The 20,064-nt window shown below is 58.0% G+C and carries 23 protein-coding genes; 18 read left to right on the top strand and 5 right to left on the bottom strand.

Going from position 1 to position 20,064, the window contains the following annotated elements; all coding sequences use genetic code 11:
• The first annotated feature begins 108 nt into the window (after nt 1-108).
• Together fabB and BHE81_RS11660 are read left to right on the top strand one after the other, a co-directional pair.
• Nucleotides 109-1,329, top strand: a complete 1,221-nt coding sequence (fabB, locus tag BHE81_RS11665) for a beta-ketoacyl-ACP synthase I (RefSeq protein ID WP_002913291.1) — start codon at nt 109-111, stop codon at nt 1,327-1,329.
• A 209-nt stretch (nt 1,330-1,538) separates the two neighbouring features.
• Nucleotides 1,539-2,714 carry an MFS transporter gene (locus BHE81_RS11660; protein ID WP_004149211.1) on the top strand — a complete coding sequence of 392 codons (1,176 nt, stop codon included), beginning with the start codon at nt 1,539-1,541 and terminating at the stop codon, nt 2,712-2,714.
• Between the two features lie 86 nt (nt 2,715-2,800).
• Here the strand turns inward: BHE81_RS11660 and flk are convergent, their stop codons facing one another.
• Nucleotides 2,801-3,778, bottom strand: a complete 978-nt coding sequence (gene flk / locus BHE81_RS11655; RefSeq protein WP_023282884.1) for a flagella biosynthesis regulator Flk — start codon at nt 3,776-3,778, stop codon at nt 2,801-2,803.
• A 110-nt stretch (nt 3,779-3,888) separates the two neighbouring features.
• On the opposite strand from flk, the gene pdxB reads away from it, so the two are divergent.
• From pdxB to BHE81_RS11605, 10 genes are all read left to right on the top strand, one after another.
• Nucleotides 3,889-5,025 carry a 4-phosphoerythronate dehydrogenase PdxB gene (gene pdxB / locus BHE81_RS11650; protein ID WP_009307374.1) on the top strand — a complete coding sequence of 379 codons (1,137 nt, stop codon included), beginning with the start codon at nt 3,889-3,891 and terminating at the stop codon, nt 5,023-5,025.
• Nucleotides 5,026-5,088: 63 nt separating this feature from the next.
• Nucleotides 5,089-6,102, top strand: a complete 1,014-nt coding sequence (locus BHE81_RS11645) for an aspartate-semialdehyde dehydrogenase (RefSeq protein WP_002913227.1) — start codon at nt 5,089-5,091, stop codon at nt 6,100-6,102.
• Complete coding sequence (gene truA, locus BHE81_RS11640) at nt 6,102-6,914, top strand: tRNA pseudouridine(38-40) synthase TruA (protein WP_009307375.1); 813 nt, start codon at nt 6,102-6,104, stop codon at nt 6,912-6,914. Before BHE81_RS11645 ends, truA begins: the two co-directional genes overlap by 1 nt.
• 26 nt (nt 6,915-6,940) lie before the next feature.
• On the top strand, nt 6,941-7,600 hold the full coding sequence (locus BHE81_RS11635) for a DedA family protein (RefSeq protein ID WP_002913221.1): 660 nt from the start codon (nt 6,941-6,943) through the stop codon (nt 7,598-7,600).
• A gap of 185 nt (nt 7,601-7,785) precedes the next feature.
• On the top strand, nt 7,786-8,706 hold the full coding sequence (gene accD / locus BHE81_RS11630) for an acetyl-CoA carboxylase, carboxyltransferase subunit beta (protein ID WP_002913220.1): 921 nt from the start codon (nt 7,786-7,788) through the stop codon (nt 8,704-8,706).
• Nucleotides 8,707-8,781: 75 nt separating this feature from the next.
• On the top strand, nt 8,782-10,050 hold the full coding sequence (gene folC, locus BHE81_RS11625; protein WP_002913219.1) for a bifunctional tetrahydrofolate synthase/dihydrofolate synthase: 1,269 nt from the start codon (nt 8,782-8,784) through the stop codon (nt 10,048-10,050).
• Nucleotides 10,040-10,717, top strand: a complete 678-nt coding sequence (gene dedD / locus BHE81_RS11620; protein ID WP_023342669.1) for a cell division protein DedD — start codon at nt 10,040-10,042, stop codon at nt 10,715-10,717. Before folC ends, dedD begins: the two co-directional genes overlap by 11 nt.
• A gap of 216 nt (nt 10,718-10,933) precedes the next feature.
• Nucleotides 10,934-11,422 (top strand): colicin V production protein, encoded by a 489-nt coding sequence (gene cvpA / locus BHE81_RS11615; RefSeq protein WP_002913214.1) that lies wholly within the window; start codon nt 10,934-10,936, stop codon nt 11,420-11,422.
• 33 nt (nt 11,423-11,455) lie between these two features.
• A complete protein-coding gene (purF, locus tag BHE81_RS11610; RefSeq protein WP_002913213.1) occupies nt 11,456-12,973 on the top strand; it encodes an amidophosphoribosyltransferase in 1,518 nt (505 codons plus the stop codon).
• Nucleotides 12,974-13,108: 135 nt separating this feature from the next.
• Complete coding sequence (locus BHE81_RS11605; protein WP_002913212.1) at nt 13,109-13,678, top strand: UbiX family flavin prenyltransferase; 570 nt, start codon at nt 13,109-13,111, stop codon at nt 13,676-13,678.
• Nucleotides 13,679-13,758: 80 nt separating this feature from the next.
• Here the strand turns inward: BHE81_RS11605 and BHE81_RS28215 are convergent, their stop codons facing one another.
• Nucleotides 13,759-13,920: a hypothetical protein gene (locus tag BHE81_RS28215; RefSeq protein WP_032412013.1), complete on the bottom strand. Its 162-nt coding sequence runs from the start codon at nt 13,918-13,920 to the stop codon at nt 13,759-13,761.
• 45 nt (nt 13,921-13,965) lie between these two features.
• Between BHE81_RS28215 and argT the strand changes: the two genes are divergently transcribed.
• The 5 genes from argT (at nt 13,966) to hisP (ending at nt 18,043) form a co-directional block, all read left to right on the top strand.
• Complete coding sequence (argT, locus tag BHE81_RS11600; RefSeq protein WP_002913210.1) at nt 13,966-14,748, top strand: lysine/arginine/ornithine ABC transporter substrate-binding protein ArgT; 783 nt, start codon at nt 13,966-13,968, stop codon at nt 14,746-14,748.
• 267 nt (nt 14,749-15,015) lie between these two features.
• Complete coding sequence (hisJ, locus tag BHE81_RS11595) at nt 15,016-15,798, top strand: histidine ABC transporter substrate-binding protein HisJ (RefSeq protein WP_023301695.1); 783 nt, start codon at nt 15,016-15,018, stop codon at nt 15,796-15,798.
• A 64-nt stretch (nt 15,799-15,862) separates the two neighbouring features.
• Nucleotides 15,863-16,549 carry a histidine ABC transporter permease HisQ gene (locus tag BHE81_RS11590; RefSeq protein ID WP_002913208.1) on the top strand — a complete coding sequence of 229 codons (687 nt, stop codon included), beginning with the start codon at nt 15,863-15,865 and terminating at the stop codon, nt 16,547-16,549.
• Nucleotides 16,546-17,262 (top strand): histidine ABC transporter permease HisM, encoded by a 717-nt coding sequence (gene hisM / locus BHE81_RS11585; protein ID WP_023301696.1) that lies wholly within the window; start codon nt 16,546-16,548, stop codon nt 17,260-17,262. The genes BHE81_RS11590 and hisM overlap by 4 nt, the downstream gene beginning before the upstream one ends.
• A gap of 7 nt (nt 17,263-17,269) precedes the next feature.
• Entirely contained in the window at nt 17,270-18,043 is a 774-nt protein-coding gene (gene hisP / locus BHE81_RS11580) for a histidine ABC transporter ATP-binding protein HisP (protein WP_002913206.1), read from the top strand.
• A gap of 5 nt (nt 18,044-18,048) precedes the next feature.
• Here the strand turns inward: hisP and BHE81_RS11575 are convergent, their stop codons facing one another.
• Nucleotides 18,049-18,564, bottom strand: coding sequence for a GNAT family N-acetyltransferase (locus tag BHE81_RS11575; RefSeq protein ID WP_110246490.1), 516 nt, complete (start codon nt 18,562-18,564; stop codon nt 18,049-18,051).
• 119 nt (nt 18,565-18,683) lie between these two features.
• Between BHE81_RS11575 and BHE81_RS28210 the strand changes: the two genes are divergently transcribed.
• Nucleotides 18,684-18,800: a hypothetical protein gene (locus BHE81_RS28210; protein WP_004217247.1), complete on the top strand. Its 117-nt coding sequence runs from the start codon at nt 18,684-18,686 to the stop codon at nt 18,798-18,800.
• On the opposite strand, the gene BHE81_RS11570 is transcribed toward BHE81_RS28210, so the two are convergent.
• Both BHE81_RS11570 and folX read right to left on the bottom strand, forming a co-directional pair.
• Nucleotides 18,780-19,673, bottom strand: a complete 894-nt coding sequence (locus tag BHE81_RS11570; protein WP_149888804.1) for a TIGR01777 family oxidoreductase — start codon at nt 19,671-19,673, stop codon at nt 18,780-18,782. The genes BHE81_RS28210 and BHE81_RS11570 overlap by 21 nt on opposite strands.
• Nucleotides 19,674-19,691: 18 nt before the next feature.
• A complete protein-coding gene (gene folX / locus BHE81_RS11565) occupies nt 19,692-20,054 on the bottom strand; it encodes a dihydroneopterin triphosphate 2'-epimerase (RefSeq protein WP_002913200.1) in 363 nt (120 codons plus the stop codon).
• Between the last annotated feature and the right edge of the window lie 10 nt (nt 20,055-20,064).

Raw genomic sequence — 20,064 nt, 5'->3', positions numbered from 1 at the left:
GAGGGCGCAAATTTATACACAAAATGTCTGATCGGACTTGTTCGGCGTACAAGTGTACGCTATTGTGCGACACGAAACTTAAAATAGTGCGACTTACAGAGGTATTTAATGAAACGTGCAGTGATTACTGGCTTGGGCATCGTTTCCAGCATCGGTAATAACCAGCAGGAAGTCCTGGCATCTCTGCGTGAAGGACGTTCAGGGATCACTTTCTCTCAGGAGCTTAAAGATTCAGGGATGCGCAGCCACGTATGGGGCAACGTCAAACTGGATACCACTGGCCTCATTGACCGCAAAGTAGTGCGCTTTATGAGCGACGCCTCCATCTATGCTTACCTGTCCATGGAACAGGCTGTTGCCGACGCAGGTCTGGCGCCTGAAGCATATCAGAATAACCCGCGTGTCGGCCTGATCGCAGGCTCCGGCGGCGGTTCCCCGAAATTCCAGGTCTTCGGCGCCGATGCCATGCGTAGCCCGCGTGGTCTGAAAGCCGTGGGCCCGTATGTGGTCACCAAAGCGATGGCTTCCGGCGTTTCCGCCTGCCTCGCTACGCCGTTCAAAATTCACGGCGTTAACTACTCCATCAGCTCGGCCTGCGCCACTTCCGCCCACTGTATTGGTAACGCGGTAGAGCAGATCCAGCTGGGCAAACAGGACATCGTCTTTGCCGGCGGCGGCGAAGAGCTGTGCTGGGAAATGGCCTGCGAATTCGACGCCATGGGCGCGCTGTCCACTAAATACAACGACACCCCGGAAAAAGCGTCCCGTACCTATGATGCTAACCGTGACGGCTTCGTTATCGCCGGCGGCGGCGGTATGGTCGTGGTGGAAGAGCTGGAACACGCCCTGGCGCGTGGCGCGCACATCTATGCCGAAATCGTCGGCTATGGCGCGACCTCCGATGGCGCGGACATGGTCGCCCCGTCTGGTGAAGGCGCAGTGCGCTGCATGCAGATGGCGATGCATGGCGTTGATACGCCGATCGACTATCTGAACTCCCACGGTACCTCCACTCCGGTCGGCGACGTGAAAGAGCTGGGCGCCATCCGCGAAGTATTCGGCGACAACAGCCCGGCTATTTCGGCAACTAAAGCGATGACCGGCCACTCGCTGGGCGCGGCGGGCGTACAGGAAGCCATTTACTCCCTGCTGATGCTGGAGCACGGCTTTATCGCGCCGAGCATCAACGTTGAAGAGCTCGACGAGCAGGCTGCCGGCCTGAACATCGTCACCAAACCGACGGACGCTAAGCTGACCACCGTAATGTCCAACAGCTTCGGCTTCGGCGGCACCAACGCCACGCTGGTGATGCGTAAATACAACGCCTAATCAGCATGTGATGCGCAAAGGGGAGCCACCGGCTCCCCTTTTTTGTCATCTTGACAGGGTAAGAGCCCACAGGCACACTGCTCGCGGATCCATTAGTCTCTCCACTAATGCGTAAGCGTTTAACGTCAACCAACGCGCCTTAACCCTGATAATCAGGTGGAGGGGGCGTGTCGTTTTGCTCGCCTTACTCTGCGAATCTGGAGTAATGCATGTCCGCAGTTACTGAAACAACATCCAATTCTTCGGCGAATTTTTCGCTTTTCCGTATTACGTTTGCCGTCTTTTTGACCTATATGACCGTTGGTTTGCCGCTGCCGGTGATCCCGCTCTTTGTCCATCAGGAGCTGGGGTTTGGCAACACCGTGGTTGGCGTGGCGGTAGGGATCCAGTTCCTCGCCACCGTTCTGACCCGGGGGTACGCCGGGCGCCTGGCAGACCAGTACGGCGCCAAACGTTCCGTCCTGCAGGGGATGCTGGCCTGCGCCCTGGCGGGCGCGGCATGGCTGGCCGCTGCGCTGCTGCCGCTGCCGGTGCTCGCCAGGCTCGGCCTGCTGCTGCTGGGCCGCTTGATCCTCGGGTTTGGCGAAAGCCAGCTGCTGACCGGAAACCTGAGCTGGGGGATGGGCCTGGTGGGACCGGCCCGTTCCGGCAAAGTGATGTCATGGAACGGCATGGCGATGTACGGCTCGCTGGCGGTGGGCGCCCCGCTGGGATTATTGATCTATAGCCATTTTGGCGTGGCGGTGCTGGCCTGTGTCACCATGGGACTACCGCTCGTCGCCTGGCTTATTAACGGTACCGTGCGCAAAGTGGCGGCCCACGGAGGCGAGCGGCCTTCACTCTGGAGCGTCATCGGCATGATCTGGCGGCCGGGTATTGGCCTGGGCCTGCAGGGTGTCGGCTTTGCGGTGATCGGCACCTTCGTCTCCCTCTATTTCGCCAGCCATAGCTGGCCAATGGCCGGCTTTACCCTGACGGCGTTTGGTGGCGCCTTTGTGCTGATGCGAGTGCTGTTCGGCTGGATGCCGGATCGGTTTGGCGGCGTTAAGGTGGCGATGGTCTCGCTGCTGATAGAGGCGGTTGGTCTGACGCTGCTGGGACTGGCGCCGAATGCCTGGCTGGCGCTGGCCGGTGCAGCGCTGACCGGGTGCGGCTGTTCGCTTATTTTCCCCTCACTTGGCGTGGAAGTAGTGAAGCGCGTCCCGGCGCAGGTGCGCGGCACCGCGCTCGGCGGCTATGCGGCCTTTCAGGACATCTCCTATGGCCTGACCGGGCCGCTGACCGGCCTGCTGGCGACCTCGCTGGGCTACTCGTCGGTGTTCCTTGCCGGCGCCCTCTGCGCGGCGCTGGGGATCCTCGTCACCCTTATCTCATTTCGCCGCTAGGTTATTGTCCGGTCTGAAATCGCTGTAGGAAACACCGCGGCGTTTGGCATGAAAGAGAGCCGTAAACGCCGCTGGTGGCTGCTGGGCTACAGCAGGAGCCACAGCACAAGGAGCAGGACAACCGCGCCCAGCGCCAGCTGCCACGGCTTAGCGCTCCACGTCCGCCTGGCGACTGGCTCCTCCTGCGGGATGGCCAGCGTCTCCTGGGCGCGGGCCACCCGCAGCACAAACACCTTGTTCAGCAGCGCCAGGATCTGCGCCGGGCTCAGCGTGGTCTGCGGCGTGACCTGCCAGCTGCGACTGGCAAAGTCGACAATTTTCTGCCACTCCGCGGCCTCCAGCGGCTGCTTGAGCGCTCCCTGCAGCGAGGTGAGCGTCGGCGCGCTTTGCGCACTCAGCGTTTGCCGCGCCTGCAGCCAGTACGAAAGCGGCAGGAAGTGCGTCGCCGGGATCAGCTCCCCGGACTTGACGCCGCAAAGCTCCAGCATGGATTGCCAAATCAGCTTGCTTGGTTCGCCGGTGGCGGCCGCCAGCTTAGTCACCAGCTGATTGAGCGTATTATGCTCGGCTGGCAACAGCGGGCGCAGGGTCGGCGGGCGCTGCTGCGGCTGCGGGATCGACAGCTGGCCATGCTGCAGCAGATGCAGAATGTTCTCCAGCTGCGTCTGGCTAAGGGCATGCAGCGCCGTTTGCCCATAATGCTGACGAATATAATCGCTCACCGCCTGGCGGTTATTGCCCTGACCGAGCAGATCGCTGAGCTGCGCTAAGGTCTGGCGATGATGATGATTATCCTGAGCGGCGGCTAAGCGCTGGTTGAGACTGGCCTCCGCGGCGCTGAAATGGCAGGCCAGCAGGGGCGAGTCACCTTTCAGTCCGAGGTCATGTTTGACGCAGGCCCACACTTCCGCGTTCTGCTGCGAGGTCAGCGCCACCAGGCGCGTGATCAGTCGCTCCAGAACGGTGCGTTGCTGCATGGAAAGCGAAGGTTCGCCGGTGGCGGCAGTGCCTGATGGGCCTCGCCCTGGAGGACGGTCTGGCATATCAGCAAGGGGGTGCGTCATGATTCATCCTTTCGATATCGCGGTGCTGGAACCAGGTGATGAGTATGCCTGGCGGCCAGATTATGGCACACTTCCCCAGTTAACTCTCGTTCTCAGACAGGTACTGAACTGTGAAAATCCTCGTTGATGAAAATATGCCCTATGCCCGTGAGCTTTTTAGCCGTTTAGGCGACGTGCAGGCGATCCCAGGCCGTCCGGTCCCGGCCGATGCCCTGACCGATGCGGATGCCCTAATGGTGCGTTCGGTCACCCGGGTCAATGAAGCATTGCTCGCCGGCAAGGCCATTAAGTTCGTCGGCACCGCTACCGCCGGCACCGATCACGTCGATCAGGCGTGGCTGCAGCAGGCGGGGATTGGTTTCTCTGCGGCGCCCGGCTGTAACGCCATTGCGGTGGTAGAGTACGTCTTTTCATCGCTGCTGATGCTGGCTGAACGCGACGGCTTTGCGCTGCGCGATCGCACCGTCGGGATCGTCGGCGTCGGTAACGTTGGAGGGCGACTGCAAAAGCGCCTGGAAGCGTTGGGGATCAAAACTCTGCTCTGCGACCCACCGCGCGCCGATCGCGGCGACGAAGGTGACTTCCGCTCCCTCGAGGCGCTGGTCCAGGAAGCCGATGTCATCACCTTCCATACGCCGCTGTATAAAGAAGGGCAATATAAAACCCTGCATCTGGCGGATGAGGCGCTGATAAGCCGCCTGAAGCCTGGAACGATTTTGATCAACGCCTGCCGCGGGCCGGTGGTCGATAACGCCGCACTGCTAAAGCGGCTGGAAGCTGGTCAGCCGCTGAGTGTGGTATTGGACGTCTGGGAGCCGGAGCCGGATCTAAACGTTGAGCTTCTCAAGCGAGTGGATATCGGTACCGCGCATATCGCCGGCTACACCCTCGAAGGGAAAGCGCGCGGGACGACGCAGGTTTTTGAAGCCTACAGCGCCTTTATCGGCCATCCGCAGCAGGTAGCGCTGGACACTCTGCTGCCGGCGCCGGAATTTGGCCGCATTACCCTGCATGGAACGCTCGATCAGCCGACGCTGAAAAGACTGGTCCACTTGGTGTATGATGTGCGCCGCGATGATGCGCCGCTGCGGAAGGTGGCCGGCGTCGCCGGTGAATTCGACAAGCTGCGTAAAAATTATCAGGAACGTCGCGAATGGTCTTCGCTGTATGTGCAGTGCAGCGATGAGCAGGCGGCGACGCTGTTGCGCCAGCTCGGTTTTAACGCCGTGCATCATCCTGTTCGTTAATGTCTTCTTAATGCCCCTGCCGGATACTCCGGCGGGGCCGCTTTATTTCTGGAGTTAACCACCATGTCTGAAGGCTGGAATATTGCCGTACTGGGCGCAACGGGCGCCGTAGGCGAAGCCCTGCTCGAAACTCTTGCTGAACGCCAGTTCCCGGTAGGAGAGATTTTTGCTCTGGCGCGCAACGACAGCGCGGGCGAACATCTGCGTTTTGGTGGCAAGTCGGTGATCGTCAAAGACGCCGCCGAATTTGACTGGACCCAGGCCCAGCTGGCTTTCTTCGCCGCCGGCGTCGAAGCCAGTGCAGCGTATGTCGAAGAAGCGACCAACGCCGGGTGTCTGGTTATCGATCTCAGCGGCCTGTTTGCGCTGGAGCCGGACGTACCGCTGGTGGTGCCGGACGTGAACCCGTTCGTATTAGGCGATTACCGCAACCGCAACCTGATTGCGGTGCCTAATAGCCTGACCAGTCAGCTGTTGACGGCGCTCAAACCGCTGATCGATCAGGGCGGGTTGTCGCGCATTAGCGTCACTAACCTGCTCTCCGCCTCGGGGCAGGGGAAAAAAGCGGTGGATGCGCTGGCGGGGCAGAGCGCTAAGCTGCTGAACGGCATCCCTATCGATGAAGACGATTTCTTTGGTCGCCAGCTGGCGTTCAACATGCTGCCGCTGCTGCCGGATCGTGAAGGTAGCGTGCGCGAAGAGCGCCGGATCGTCGATGAAGCGCGCAAAATTCTTCAGGATGACGGGCTGATGATCTCCGCCAGCGTCGTTCAGTCGCCGGTCTTCTACGGCCATGCGCAGATGGTGAGCTTCGAAGCGATGCGCCCGCTGGCGGCGGAGGAGGCGCGCGACGCTTTTACCCGCGGCGAGGATATCGAACTTTCTGAAGAGGGCGAATTCCCGACTCAGGTTGGTGATGCCTCAGGCAATGCCCGCCTCTCCATCGGCTGCGTGCATAACGATTACGGTATGCCGGAGCAGATCCAGTTCTGGTCGGTAGCGGATAACGTGCGCTTCGGCGGCGCGCTGATGGCGGTGAAGATCGCCGAGAAGCTGATTGAGGAGTACCTGTACTGATGTCTGAGATGGAGCAACAGCCGATCTGTAAAATCGCGCTGGGCATCGAGTACGACGGCAGCAGATATTACGGCTGGCAGCGGCAAAACGAAGTGCGCAGCGTGCAGGAGAAGCTGGAAAAGGCGCTCTCGCAGGTGGCGAACGAACCGATTACCGTTTTTTGCGCCGGCCGCACCGACGCCGGCGTCCATGGCACCGGCCAGGTGGTGCATTTCGAAACCCGGGCGCAGCGGAAAGATGCCGCCTGGACGCTGGGGGTAAATGCGAATTTACCTGGTGACATCGCGGTGCGTTGGGTCAAACATGTACCGGCGGATTTTCACGCCCGGTTCAGCGCCACGGCGCGCCGCTATCGCTACGTCATCTATAATCATCGCCTGCGTCCGGCGGTGTTAAGTCATGGCGTAACGCATTTTCACCAGCCGCTCGACGCCGAGCGTATGCAGCGCGCCGCGCAGTGTCTGCTGGGAGAGAATGACTTTACCTCGTTTCGCGCGGTACAGTGCCAGTCGCGTACCCCGTGGCGCAACGTGATGCATATTAACGTTACCCGCTACGGCGCGTATGTGGTGGTGGATATCAAAGCGAATGCCTTTGTACATCATATGGTCAGGAATATTGTAGGCAGCCTGATGGAGGTCGGGGCCGGAAACCAGCCGGAGAGCTGGATGGCAGAACTGCTGGCAGCAAAAGACAGGACGCTCGCTGCGGCAACGGCAAAAGCGGAAGGGTTGTATCTGGTGTCGGTGGATTACCCGGCCCACTATGATTTACCGGTGCTGCCAATGGGCCCGCTGTTTCTGGCGGACTAATAGGGTCATTAAGGGTAAAGACAAACATGGACTTGATTCACTTTTTAATTGATTTCATCCTGCATATTGATGTGCACCTTGCCGAACTGGTTGCCCAGTATGGCGTCTGGGTTTATGCCATTCTGTTTTTGATTCTGTTCTGCGAAACCGGGCTGGTGGTGACGCCATTCCTGCCGGGCGATTCCCTGCTGTTCGTCGCGGGCGCGCTCTCGGCCTTGCCAACCAACGATCTCAATGTCCACCTGATGGTACTGCTGATGGTCATCGCGGCCATCGTCGGCGATGCGGTCAACTACACCATTGGCCGGCTGTTCGGCGAAAAGCTGTTCAGCAATCCGAACTCAAAGATATTCCGTCGCAGCTATCTGGATAAAACCCACAGCTTTTACGAACGTCACGGCGGGAAAACCATTATCCTGGCGCGCTTTGTGCCGATAGTCCGAACCTTCGCGCCGTTTGTGGCGGGAATGGGGCATATGTCCTATCGTCATTTTGCAGCCTATAACGTGGTTGGGGCGCTGCTGTGGGTGCTGCTGTTCACCTATGCCGGCTATCTGTTTGGCGATTTGCCGGTGGTGCAGGAGAACCTGAAGCTGCTGATCGTGGCGATCATCGTGCTTTCCGTCCTGCCGGGCGTGATTGAGATTATTCGCCACAAGCGGGCGGCGGCGAAGCAGGCGAAGTAGTTTAGCCTGTGTTGCGCGTGGCGGTGCAGAGCGTCACGCGCAGCGGTTTGACCACTTTTTTATCCCATGTTCCGGGATGATATGATTTAATGTGCAACATTCATGGTCTGTAAGAGGCAAAAATGGCATTATGCGCCCCTTACGACAAAACTGGCATCGACCAGGTTCAGGCAGAAAGGTTATCAATGAGCTGGATTGAACGAATTAAAAGCAACATCACTCCCACCCGCAAGGCGAGCATTCCTGAGGGTGTATGGACCAAGTGCGACAGCTGCGGTCAGGTACTCTACCGCGCCGAGCTGGAGCGCAACCTGGAGGTTTGTCCTAAGTGCGATCACCATATGCGCATGTCGGCGCGTAATCGCCTGCATAGCCTGTTGGATGAAGGTTCTCTGGTAGAACTGGGTAGCGAACTTGAGCCAAAAGATGTGCTGAAGTTCCGCGATTCAAAAAAATACAAAGACCGCCTGGCGTCCGCTCAGAAAGAGACGGGCGAGAAAGACGCGCTGGTGGTGATGAAAGGTACGCTCTACGCGATGCCGGTGGTTGCCGCCGCCTTTGAATTCTCCTTTATGGGGGGATCGATGGGTTCCGTCGTCGGCGCACGCTTTGTACGCGCGGTGGAGCAGGCGCTGGAAGATAACTGCCCGCTGATCTGCTTCTCCGCCTCCGGTGGCGCCCGTATGCAGGAAGCGCTGATGTCGCTGATGCAGATGGCGAAAACCTCCGCGGCGCTGGCGAAAATGCAGGAGCGCGGACTGCCGTACATCTCCGTGCTGACCGACCCGACCATGGGCGGCGTATCGGCGAGCTTTGCGATGCTGGGCGATCTGAACATTGCCGAGCCGAAAGCGCTGATCGGCTTTGCCGGTCCTCGCGTTATCGAGCAGACCGTACGCGAGAAGCTGCCGCCGGGATTCCAGCGCAGTGAGTTTCTGATTGAAAAAGGGGCGATCGATATGATCGTTCGCCGTCCGGAAATGCGTCTCAAGCTGGCCAGCATTCTGGCGAAGCTGATGAACCTGCCGGCGCCGGTTGCCGTTTCGGAAGCGCCTCATGAAGGCGTGGTGGTGCCGCCGGCACCGGATCAGGAACCTGAGGCCTGATAAAGCAGAGGGCAGGGCCTGGCGGCGCTGCCCTTTTTTATTCATACGCGTTAACCGTCAATTCTTACGGGCATCATGGAAAAAGATCCTATTCCTCAGGCCACGTCGCCCCTGGCTACGTGGCTTTCTTATCTGGAACATCTGCACAGTAAAACCATCGACCTTGGGCTGGCGCGCGTCAGCGAGGTCGCCGGGCAGATGGATATCGTTAAACCGGCGCCGTTCGTTTTTACCGTCGCGGGCACCAATGGCAAAGGCACCACCTGCCGCACGCTGGAAACCATCCTGATGGCGGCCGGTTATAAAGTGGGGGTCTACAGCTCTCCGCATCTGGTGCGCTACACCGAACGCGTGCGCATTCAGGGGGCTGAACTGCCGGAGGCGGCGCATACGGCTTCGTTTGCTGAAATCGAAGCGGCGCGGGGTGACATCTCGCTGACCTATTTTGAATACGGCACGCTCTCGGCGCTGTGGCTGTTTAAGCAGGCGCAGCTGGATGTGGTGATCCTTGAGGTCGGGCTCGGCGGGCGTCTCGACGCCACCAACATCGTTGATGCCGACGTCGCGGTGGTCACCAGCATCGCCCTCGATCATACCGACTGGCTGGGCCCGGATCGCGAAAGTATCGGCCGGGAAAAAGCGGGCATCTTTCGCGCCGGTAAACCGGCGGTGGTGGGGGAGCCGGATATGCCGCTCACCATCGCGGAAGTGGCTAGCGAGAAGGGCGCGCTGCTCCAGCGCCGCGGCGTCGACTGGCGCTATGAGGTGGAGGGCGAAACGTGGTCCTTCCGCGATACGGCAGGGGCGTTAAGCCACCTGCCTCTGCCTCAGGTGCCGTTGCCGAATGCGGCGACGGCCGTGGCGGCGCTGCGCGCCAGCGGGCTTGCCGTGGATGACGCTATCCTGCGCGCAGGGATCCGCGATGCGATGCTCCCGGGACGCTTTCAGATAATCAGCGACGCCCCGCGAGTGATCCTCGATGTGGCGCACAACCCGCACGCGGCGGCCTATCTCGCCGGGCGTCTCAAAACGTTAGCGAAAACGGGACGCGTGCTGGCGGTTATTGGTATGCTGCATGATAAGGACATCGCCGGCACGTTGGCCAATCTGGCTCCGGAAGTCGATGCCTGGTACTGCGCGCCGCTGGAAGGCCCGCGCGGCGCGACGGCAGAGCAGCTGGTGGAACATTTGCGCTGCGGTACAGTCTATAGCAGCGTGGCGCAGGCGTGGCGTGCGGCCATGGCTGACGCTAAAGTGGAAGATACCGTGCTGGTGTGTGGTTCGTTTCACACCGTAGCGCAGGTTATGGAAGAGATAGACGCGGGGAGAATCGGTGGCGAGTAAGTTTCAGAACCGTTTAGTCGGGACAATCGTGCTGGTGGCGCTGGGGGTGATTATCCTGCCAGGGCTGCTGGACGGGCAGAAAAAGCATTACCAGGATGAGTTTGCCGCGATCCCGCTGGTACCGAAACCAGGCGATCGCGATGAACCGGATATGTTGCCGGCGGCAACCCAGGCGTTGCCTTCGCAACCGCCGGAAGGGGCGGCGGAAGAGGTGCGGGCGGGCGATGCCGCCGCGCCATCGTTAGATCCATCGCGTATTCCGGTGAACAGCAACAGCTTCGATGACGTTCAGGAGCCGGTGGTGGCCGCGAAACCGCAGCCGAAACCGCAGCCGCAACAGCAGGCCGCGACGCCAACGCCGCCGCCGGCTAAGCCACAGCAGCAACAGCCATCGCAGCAGCAGGCGGCCCTGCCGGCGCCGACCGGCAAAGCCTATGTGGTTCAGCTGGGCGCGTTGAAGAACGCCGATAAGGTGAATGAGATTGTCGGTAAACTGCGGGCCTCGGGTTTCAAAGTCTATACGTCGCCTTCGACGCCGGTACAGGGTAAAATTACCCGCATCCTCGTCGGCCCGGATGCGTCAAAAGACAAGCTGAAAGGCCAGCTGGGCGATCTGCAGCAGATCTCCGGGCTTAGCGGGGTGGTGATGGGCTTCACCCCGAACTGATTGTTTTTTCCGCCATGCGGAGAGAACGTGGCGGGGAGAAACGCCCCGCAAACCCTGTCTCAGCCGCCCTGAAGAGGCGAAAGGCAGTCTGGCGTTGAATGTTTTTTCAGCGCCATTTTTATTTCTGTAGGGCATGGAAATCCCTACGCAAACGTTTTCTTTTTCTGTTAGAATGCGCCCCGAACTGGACGACAGGGCGTAAATCGTGGGACGTATATGGTCTGGATTGATTACGCCATTATGGCGGTGCTGGGTCTTTCTTGCCTGGTCAGCCTGATCCGCGGCTTTGTTCGCGAAGCTTTATCGTTAGTCACGTGGGGTTGCGCGTTTTATGTCGCCAGCCATTACTACGCTGACCTGTCTGTCTGGTTTACGGGCTTTGAGGATGAACGAGTTCGAAATGGGATTGCTATTGCGGCGCTGTTTATCGTGACGCTCATCGTTGGCGCTATCGTGAACTATGTGATAGGCCAGCTGGTGGAGAAGACCGGTTTGTCAGGAACCGACAGGGTATTGGGGATCTGCTTCGGCGCGCTACGTGGGGTGCTGATCATCGCCGCTATCCTGTTCTTCCTGGACACCTTTACCGGGATGGCGAAGAGCGATGACTGGCATCAGTCGCAGTTTATTCCCTATTTTACCCCCGTCATCAGATGGTTTTTTGAATACCTGCAAAGCTCGTCAAGTTTCTTGCCTAAAGTATAGACTTTGGGTCGTTGCTGAACGAGGAAAAGACGTATGTGCGGTATTGTCGGTATCGCCGGTGTTATGCCGGTTAACCAGTCGATTTATGATGCGCTAACGGTGCTCCAGCACCGTGGACAGGATGCCGCTGGCATCATCACCATTGATGCCAACAACTGCTTCCGGTTGCGTAAGGCTAACGGGCTGGTAAGCGACGTATTCGAGGCCCGCCACATGCAGCGTATGCAGGGCAATATGGGTATTGGCCACGTGCGTTATCCTACGGCGGGCAGCTCCAGCGCCTCCGAGGCGCAGCCGTTTTACGTTAACTCGCCGTATGGCATCACATTGGCGCATAACGGCAACCTGACCAATGCGCACGAGCTGCGTAAAAAGCTGTTTGAAGAAAAACGCCGCCATATCAATACCACCTCTGATTCCGAAATCCTCCTCAATATTTTCGCCAGTGAGCTGGATAACTTCCGTCACTACCCGCTGGAAGCGGACAACATCTTCGCGGCGATTGCGGCGACCAACCGCCTGATCCGCGGCGCGTACGCGTGCGTGGCGATGATCATCGGGCATGGCATGGTGGCCTTCCGCGACCCTAACGGCATTCGTCCGCTGGTGCTGGGTAAACGTGACGTTGGCGACGGTCGCACCGAGTATATGGTGGCCTCGGAGAGCGTGGCCCTTGATACGCTTGGTTTTGAATTCCTGCGCGATGTGGCGCCGGGCGAAGCGGTCTATATTACCGAGAAGGGCCAGCTCTATACCCGTCAGTGTGCCGATAATCCGGTCAGCAACCCGTGCCTGTTCGAGTACGTCTATTTTGCCCGTCCGGACTCGTTTATTGACAAAATTTCCGTCTACAGCGCCCGCGTCAACATGGGGACTAAGCTGGGCGAAAAGATTGCCCGCGAGTGGGAAGATCTGGATATTGACGTCGTTATTCCGATCCCGGAGACTTCCTGCGACATCGCGCTGGAAATCGCCCGCATTCTCGACAAACCTTATCGTCAGGGCTTCGTGAAGAACCGCTACGTCGGCCGGACGTTTATCATGCCCGGTCAGCAGCTGCGTCGTAAATCTGTTCGCCGTAAGCTCAACGCCAACCGTGCGGAATTCCGCGATAAGAACGTGCTGCTGGTCGATGATTCCATTGTACGCGGCACCACCTCGGAGCAGATCATTGAGATGGCGCGTGAAGCAGGGGCGAAAAAAGTGTATCTCGCCTCCGCTGCGCCGGAAATTCGTTTCCCGAACGTGTACGGTATCGATATGCCGACCGCCAACGAACTGATCGCCCATGGCCGCGAAGTGGATGAGATCCGCCAGATCATTGGCGCCGACGGCCTGATTTTCCAGGATCTCAACGATCTGATCGACGCGGTGCGCGCGGAGAACCCGGATATTCAGCAGTTTGAATGCTCGGTGTTCAACGGCGTATATGTGACCCGGGATGTCGACCAGCAGTACCTCGACTATCTTGACTCCCTGCGTAACGATGATGCCAAAGCGGTCCAGCTGCAGAACGAAGTCGAAAACCTCGAGATGCACAACGAGGGTTAAGCCGTTCACGCGTCGCGGGCCTGCCGTACCGAAAGGACGGCGGGCTTTTTTTCGCCCCTCAACTGTGCGTCAATAGTTGCGCCAGAGGCTATAATCCGGCAAAGTCTGCGGCACACGCGCAAGGGGTAACAGAACGTGAAACGACTGATTATTGGCATTTCCGGCGCCAGCGGCGCCATTTACGGCGTGCGGATGCTGCAGGTGCTAAGAGATGTGCCGGATATTGAAACTCATCTCATCCTCAGCCAGGCGGCGCGCCAGACGTTGGCCATGGAGACCGACTACTCCGTACGTGAGGTGCAGGCGCTAGCCGATGTGGTGCATGACGCCCGCGATATCGCCGCCAGTATCTCTTCCGGTTCGTTTAAAACCGCCGGGATGGTGATTTTACCCTGCTCAATGAAGACGCTCTCGGGCATTGTCCATAGCTATACGGATGGCCTGCTGACCCGGGCGGCGGATGTCGTGCTGAAAGAGCGTCGTCCGCTGGTGCTCTGCGTGCGGGAAACGCCGTTCCATTTGGGCCATCTGCGTCTGCTGGTTCAGGCTGCAGAGCTGGGGGCGGTGATAATGCCGCCGGTACCGGCTTTTTACCACCGGCCACAAAGCCTGGACGATGTCATCAACCAGACCGTCAATCGGGTACTCGATCAATTTGATATTAGTCTGGAGCACGACTTGTTTACCCGCTGGCAGGGGGCCTAGCGTCGCACTATAGTGGTGCATGAAATGTACGCTTGCGCTGCGGTGGTGCAAATTTGTTGCCGCGATCAAATCCTCGACATTTATTTCGTCTTTTTGCGCTCAGGCGCTGCGGTTTCGCCAGTAATGCTGGTATCTTCCCTTTTAAGACAATCCTGCAACTTTATTTTAACAAATTTAACCCTGTTCCCGGCACGCACCTGGAAGATGGCACAAAAACTGCAGGATTGATCGGCAATCACCATAACAAGCAACGCACCACATCACGACACGACACTTAAGGGTACTGTATGAAGAAGACGATTCTGGCTCTCTCTTTACTCGTGGGAATGAGCAGCACGGCCAGCGTGTTTGCTGCTCTGCCGCAGAGCATTCGCATTGGCACTGACGCGACCTATGCGCCATTTTCGTCGAAAGACGCGAAAGGGGACTTTGTTGGTTTTGATATTGATTTAGGCAATGAGTTGTGCTCCCGAATTAAGGTGAAATGTACCTGGGTCGGCAGCGATTTTGACTCCCTGATCCCCTCCCTGAAGGCGAAGAAGATTGACGCCATCATCTCTTCCCTCTCTATTACCGAGAAGCGCCAGCAAGAGATCGCCTTCTCTGACAAGCTATATGCCGCTGACTCGCGTCTGATCGCCGCCAAAGGGTCGCCGATCCAGCCGACGCTGGAGGCGCTGAAAGGCAAGCATGTCGGCGTGCTGCAGGGTTCTACTCAGGAAGCCTATGCTAACGACCGCTGGCGCAGCCAGGGCGTTGACGTGGTGGCTTACCAGAACCAGGATCTGATCTATTCAGACCTCGCAGCTGGCCGTCTGGATGCGGCGCTGCAGGATGAAGTCGCCGCCAGCGAAGGCTTCCTGAAACAGCCTGCCGGGAAAGATTTCGCCTTCGCCGGCCCGTCCGTTAAAGACAAAAAGTACTTTGGCGACGGCACCGGTATCGGCCTGCGTAAGGACGACGCCGAGCTGAAAGCCGCGTTTGATAAAGCGCTGGGCGAAATGCGTAAAGACGGCACCTACGACAAAATGGCGAAGAAATACTTCGATTTTAACGTGTACGGCGACTAAGACTGCTGCAGGCCCGCACAATGGGGTGGGCCTGCCGCCAGGTTCGTATCCATGCCCCAAAAGGGTGCATCTAAACGCGCTATGGATCATTTCAGTGCAAAAGCAGCCAGTTTTTTGGCTAAAAAATGCATAGTTAAGCGTTTCTGATGCAAAAAATCGGCCTTTCTGGTGCATAAATCTTTGCTCTTAAGGGGCGAATAATGGCACGATAACTGGCGTAAATAGTTCTAATAAACCCGTTAGAATGACAGTCTGTCGAGGATAGTTATGAAAAAACTGGCGTTGTCTCTCTCTTTAGCGCTGGCCCTTTCCAGCGTTTCCACGGTCTTTGCCGCCATCCCGCAAAAAATTCGTATCGGTACCGATCCGACTTATGCTCCCTTCGAATCGAAGAATGCGCAGGGAGAATTGGTCGGTTTTGATATCGATCTGGCAAAAGAGCTGTGTAAGCGTATTAATACGCAATGTACCTTTGTTGAAAACCCGCTGGATGCGCTGATCCCCTCCTTAAAAGCGAAGAAAATCGACGCGATTATGTCTTCGCTGTCGATTACTGAAAAGCGCCAGCAGGAAATTGCCTTCACTGACAAGCTGTATGCGGCAGATTCGCGTCTGGTGGTGAAAAAGGGCAGCCCGGTAACGCCGGATCTCGCCACCCTCAAGGGTAAGCGCGTGGGCGTGCTGCAGGGGACGACTCAGGAAACCTATGGCAATGAGCACTGGGCGCCGAAAGGTATCGAAATTGTCTCCTATCAGGGGCAGGACAATATCTATTCCGACCTGACCGCCGGCCGGATCGACGCCGCGTTCCAGGATGAGGTCGCGGCCAGCGAAGGGTTCCTGAAACAGCCTATCGGTAAAGATTACCAGTTTGGTGGCCCGTCAATCAAAGACGAGAAACTGTTTGGTGTTGGCACCGGTATGGGGCTGCGTAAGGAAGACAAAGAACTGCGTGAAGCGCTGAATAAGGCGTTTGCAGAGATGCGTAAGGACGGCACCTACGACAAGCTGGCGAAAAAATATTTCGATTTTAACGTATACGGCGAATAATTCTCACGCCTCGCCATTGCGCGCGTTTCGCGCGCAATGGTGAATGACAGACAGGGTAGGCAGCATGCTGTATGGGTTTTCACAGGTTATTTTGCAGGGTGCGCTCGTCACCCTGGAGCTTGCGCTCAGCTCGGTCGTTCTCGCCGTCCTGATAGGGCTGGCGGGCGCTGGCGCAAAGTTATCGAGCAATCGTCCACTGGCGCTGGTGTTTGAAGGCTATACCACTCTGATCCGCGGCGTGCCCGATCTGGTGCTGATGCTGCTGATTTTCTACGGCCTGCAGATTGCGCTAAACAGCGTTACCGACGCGCTGGGCATGGCCCAGTTTGATATCGATCCGATGATCGCCGGGATTATTACCCTTGGCTTTATCTATGGCGCCTATTTTACGGAAACCTTCCGCGGCGCCTACCTGGCGGTGCCGAAGGGGCATATCGAAGCGGCTACCGCCTTTGGCTTTAGCGGCGGGCAGACGTTCCGGCGTATTCTCTTCCCGGCGATGATGCGCTACGCGCTGCCGGGGATAGGCAACAACTGGCAGGTTATCCTCAAGGCGACGGCGCTGGTCTCGTTGCTGGGGCTGGAGGATGTGGTCAAAGCCACGCAGCTGGCCGGGAAAAGCACCTGGCAGCCGTTCTACTTCGCCATCGTCTGCGGCCTGATTTATCTGGTGTTTACCACCGTTTCTAATGGCGTACTGCTGCTGCTCGAACGCCGCTATACCGTTGGCGTGAAGAGGGCTGACCTGTGATTGAAATTATTCAGGAGTACTGGAAATCACTACTGTGGACCGACGGCTATCGCTTTACCGGCGTGGCGATTACCTTATGGTTGCTGATCTCTTCAGTGGTAATGGGGGGCATCCTGGCGGTGTTTCTGGCCATCGGCCGCGTCTCGAGCAATAAGTTTATCCAGTTCCCCATCTGGCTGTTCACTTACATATTTCGCGGCACGCCGCTGTATGTGCAACTGCTGGTTTTTTACTCCGGCATGTATACCCTGGAAATCGTCAAAGGCACGGAGCTGTTGAACGCTTTTTTCCGCAGCGGGCTAAACTGCACGGTACTGGCGTTAACCCTGAATACCTGCGCCTATACCACTGAAATTTTCGCCGGCGCGATCCGCTCAGTACCCGCCGGAGAAATTGAAGCGGCGCGGGCCTACGGCTTCTCGTCAGTCAAAGTGTATCGCTGCATTATTCTGCCTTCCGCGCTGCGGATTGCGCTACCGGCCTACAGTAACGAAGTGATCCTCATGCTGCACTCTACCGCGCTGGCGTTTACCGCTACGGTACCGGATCTGCTGAAAATCGCCCGCGATATCAACTCGGCCACCTATCAGCCGTTCACCGCGTTTGGCATCGCCGCGGTGCTCTATTTAATTATCTCGTATGTGCTGATTAGCTTGTTCCGTAAAGCGGAAAAGCGCTGGTTGCAGCATATCAAACCTTCTTCGACGCATTGAGAACGCCATGTCCGACAATAAATTAAACGTTATCGATCTGCATAAACGCTATGGGGAACACGAGGTGCTGAAGGGCGTCTCGCTGCAGGCGAAAGCCGGGGACGTTATCAGCATCATCGGTTCATCGGGTTCCGGAAAAAGTACCTTTTTGCGCTGTATTAACTTCCTTGAAAAACCGAGCGAAGGCACGATCGTCGTCAGCGGCCAAAATATTGGTCTGGTACGGGATAAAGACGGCCAGCTGAAGGTGGCCGACAAGAACCAGTTGCGCCTGCTGCGCACCCGGTTGACCATGGTGTTTCAGCATTTCAATCTGTGGAGCCATATGACGGTGCTGGAGAACGTCATGGAGGCGCCGATTCAGGTGCTGGGCTTAAGCAAACAGGAAGCGCGCGAACGGGCGGTAAAATATCTGGCCAAGGTCGGGATAGACGAACGTCAGCAGGCGAAGTATCCGGTGCATCTTTCCGGTGGCCAGCAGCAGCGTGTCTCTATTGCCCGCGCGCTGGCGATGGAACCGGAAGTGCTGCTGTTTGATGAGCCGACCTCCGCGCTGGATCCGGAACTGGTGGGCGAAGTGTTACGCATTATGCAGCAGCTGGCAGAAGAGGGAAAAACCATGGTGGTGGTGACCCATGAAATGGGCTTTGCCCGCCACGTCTCTTCACATGTCATTTTTCTGCATCAGGGTAAAATTGAAGAAGAAGGGCATCCGGATGCGCTGTTTGGCGCGCCGAAAAGCCCGCGCCTGCAGCAGTTTCTGAAAGGTTCGCTGAAATAATCGGCTCATCCGGCGTCTGCGGACGCCGGATGAGCTTCCCGCTCCAGCCGATAGATCCAGTCATCGTAATCGACGCCGTTCAGATGATAGGCTTTCTCCAGCACCTGGGTGCGCACAAAGCCTTGCTTCTCCAGCAGGCGGTTTTCACCCAGCACCCAGGCATTGATGGCCTGCACCCCCAGGGTGGTGAAACCATACTCGCAGACCGCCCGCAGCGCTTCGCTGGCATAGCCTTTTCCCTGAGCCTGAGGCAGCAGCGCGTAGCCGACGTCAGCTTCGTGCGGATTTTTCGGACTGATGCGGAGCCCAATATCGCCCAGCGCCTCGCCGAATTTATCGCGCAATACAAACACCCCGGGATCGGCACAGCGACTGACGAAGACGCTGCGCAGCGCCTCCTCGCTTAACACCTCCCCCATAAAACGCATCACCTGCGGATCCTGGCGCAGGCGCAGAAAAAAGGGCCAGTCATCGGTAACAAAGCGGGTAAGCGAAAGGCGTGGTGTGGTGATGGTCGTCATAAAGCAGTCAATACGCAGAAAGAAAAGCCTACCTTAGCACTTTGCTTTGCCAGGTAACACCGGCGAACCGGCCGGCTGGCGGTGAATTCAGGCGATTAAGGGCGCTGGTTGTCCTGAATATGGCGATGCTGCAGCGCCAGGGTGAGGCCATCCAGGCGTGGAGCATGAGCCAGCAGAACGGAATCAGGGGAGCCAATGCTCCCCTGTGTCAGCCATTAACTCAGCACATCCTTTAGCGCTTCGTCCAGATCGTACCAGCGGAAGGCAAAGCCGGCGGCCTCCAGACGCTTTGGCAGCGCGCGCTGGCCGCCGAGCACCAGGACGGCGGATTCCCCCATCAACAGGGGGATAGCGGCGGCGGGAACGCGGAAAATCGCCGGTCGATGGAGCGCATGACCCAGCGCATGGGCGAACTGCTCGTTATGCACCGGGTAGGGAGAAACCATATTGAACGGACCGCGCAGATCGTTATCCAGCAGCCACAGAATGCCGTTAACCATATCGTCGATATGGATCCAGGCCAGGTACTGTCTGCCGTTGCCGATAGGCCCGCCGAGGCCGAGCTTAAAGGCGGGTGTCATTTTGCCGAGAATACCGCCCCGCGGAGCCAGTACCACGCCGGTGCGCAGCAGGCAGACGCGGGTGCGCTCGCTTTGCGCTTCGCAGGCAATTTGCTCCCAGCGGGCGCACAGCTTATGGGTAAACTCATTGTGCGGTGGCTCTTCTTCGGTCACCACCACCTCGCCGAGGTCGCCATAGTAGCCGATGGCAGACCCGCTGATCAGCACGGAGGGAGGGGTGTCGCTGGCGTGGATCAGGCCCACCAGCCGCTGCGTGAGATCCCAGCGGCTATGGCACAAGCGTTGTTTCTGCTCGGCCGTCCAGCGTTTATCAGCGATGGGTTCACCCGCCAGATTGATGACGGCATCAATGTCATTGAGGTGGTGATGGCCCTCGAAATCGCGCCACAGGGTGACGCGCGGATCGAGACGGGCGCGGGCGGTATCCGGATGTCGCGTGGAGACCGTGACGCTATGCCCGAGCTCCAGCAATCTGGGTATCAGATGTCGGCCAATCAGGCCGGTACCACCAGTAAGCAGGATCTTCATACCACCTCCCTGACATGGTTAGCGACGCCAGCTCATGGTCATGGACACCGAGTCGGCATAGCGCAGCGCATGAAGTTTATCAATCTCCACTTCAGCATATGTGACCCAGTGATGTTCGCATGCGATATTCAGCACATCCTGAGTTAATTTTTCCAGCAGCGAAAAACGGCCATTCTCAAGATGGCTGATTATGCGCTTGGTAATGGTGCGATAGTTCAGCGCATCATTGATGTCCTCGCTGTCGCGCGCTTTATCGGCAGGGTAGTGAATGGCTACATTCACTACCACGTCCTGGCGGTTGGCGATCTCTTCCTCTTTAATACCAATAAAAGTCCGCAGGCGCAGGTTCTTAATACGAATAATGGCGTCTGGTTGAGACATTGCAGGCTTC

It is taken from the genome of Klebsiella sp. AqSCr (assembly GCF_008452795.1).
Lineage (GTDB): Bacteria > Pseudomonadota > Gammaproteobacteria > Enterobacterales > Enterobacteriaceae > Klebsiella > Klebsiella pneumoniae.
The sequence above is the reverse complement of the archived record's forward strand: the minus strand, read 5'-3'. Positions and strand labels throughout refer to the sequence as shown.

Excerpts from the sequence above, each read along its gene's own strand:
- fabB (WP_002913291.1), top strand. The coding sequence starts at position 109 with ATGAAACGTGCAGTGATTACTGGCTTGGGCATCGTTTCCAGCATCGGT.
- BHE81_RS11660 (WP_004149211.1), top strand. The coding sequence starts at position 1,539 with ATGTCCGCAGTTACTGAAACAACATCCAATTCTTCGGCGAATTTTTCG.
- flk (WP_023282884.1), bottom strand. The coding sequence starts at position 3,778 with ATGACGCACCCCCTTGCTGATATGCCAGACCGTCCTCCAGGGCGAGGC.
- BHE81_RS11645 (WP_002913227.1), top strand. The coding sequence starts at position 5,089 with ATGTCTGAAGGCTGGAATATTGCCGTACTGGGCGCAACGGGCGCCGTA.
- truA (WP_009307375.1), top strand. The coding sequence starts at position 6,102 with ATGTCTGAGATGGAGCAACAGCCGATCTGTAAAATCGCGCTGGGCATC.
- BHE81_RS11635 (WP_002913221.1), top strand. The coding sequence starts at position 6,941 with ATGGACTTGATTCACTTTTTAATTGATTTCATCCTGCATATTGATGTG.
- accD (WP_002913220.1), top strand. The coding sequence starts at position 7,786 with ATGAGCTGGATTGAACGAATTAAAAGCAACATCACTCCCACCCGCAAG.
- folC (WP_002913219.1), top strand. The coding sequence starts at position 8,782 with ATGGAAAAAGATCCTATTCCTCAGGCCACGTCGCCCCTGGCTACGTGG.
- cvpA (WP_002913214.1), top strand. The coding sequence starts at position 10,934 with ATGGTCTGGATTGATTACGCCATTATGGCGGTGCTGGGTCTTTCTTGC.
- purF (WP_002913213.1), top strand. The coding sequence starts at position 11,456 with ATGTGCGGTATTGTCGGTATCGCCGGTGTTATGCCGGTTAACCAGTCG.
- BHE81_RS28215 (WP_032412013.1), bottom strand. The coding sequence starts at position 13,920 with ATGGTGATTGCCGATCAATCCTGCAGTTTTTGTGCCATCTTCCAGGTG.
- argT (WP_002913210.1), top strand. The coding sequence starts at position 13,966 with ATGAAGAAGACGATTCTGGCTCTCTCTTTACTCGTGGGAATGAGCAGC.
- hisJ (WP_023301695.1), top strand. The coding sequence starts at position 15,016 with ATGAAAAAACTGGCGTTGTCTCTCTCTTTAGCGCTGGCCCTTTCCAGC.
- BHE81_RS11590 (WP_002913208.1), top strand. The coding sequence starts at position 15,863 with ATGCTGTATGGGTTTTCACAGGTTATTTTGCAGGGTGCGCTCGTCACC.
- hisP (WP_002913206.1), top strand. The coding sequence starts at position 17,270 with ATGTCCGACAATAAATTAAACGTTATCGATCTGCATAAACGCTATGGG.
- BHE81_RS11575 (WP_110246490.1), bottom strand. The coding sequence starts at position 18,564 with ATGACGACCATCACCACACCACGCCTTTCGCTTACCCGCTTTGTTACC.
- BHE81_RS28210 (WP_004217247.1), top strand. The coding sequence starts at position 18,684 with ATGGCGATGCTGCAGCGCCAGGGTGAGGCCATCCAGGCGTGGAGCATG.
- BHE81_RS11570 (WP_149888804.1), bottom strand. The coding sequence starts at position 19,673 with ATGAAGATCCTGCTTACTGGTGGTACCGGCCTGATTGGCCGACATCTG.
- folX (WP_002913200.1), bottom strand. The coding sequence starts at position 20,054 with ATGTCTCAACCAGACGCCATTATTCGTATTAAGAACCTGCGCCTGCGG.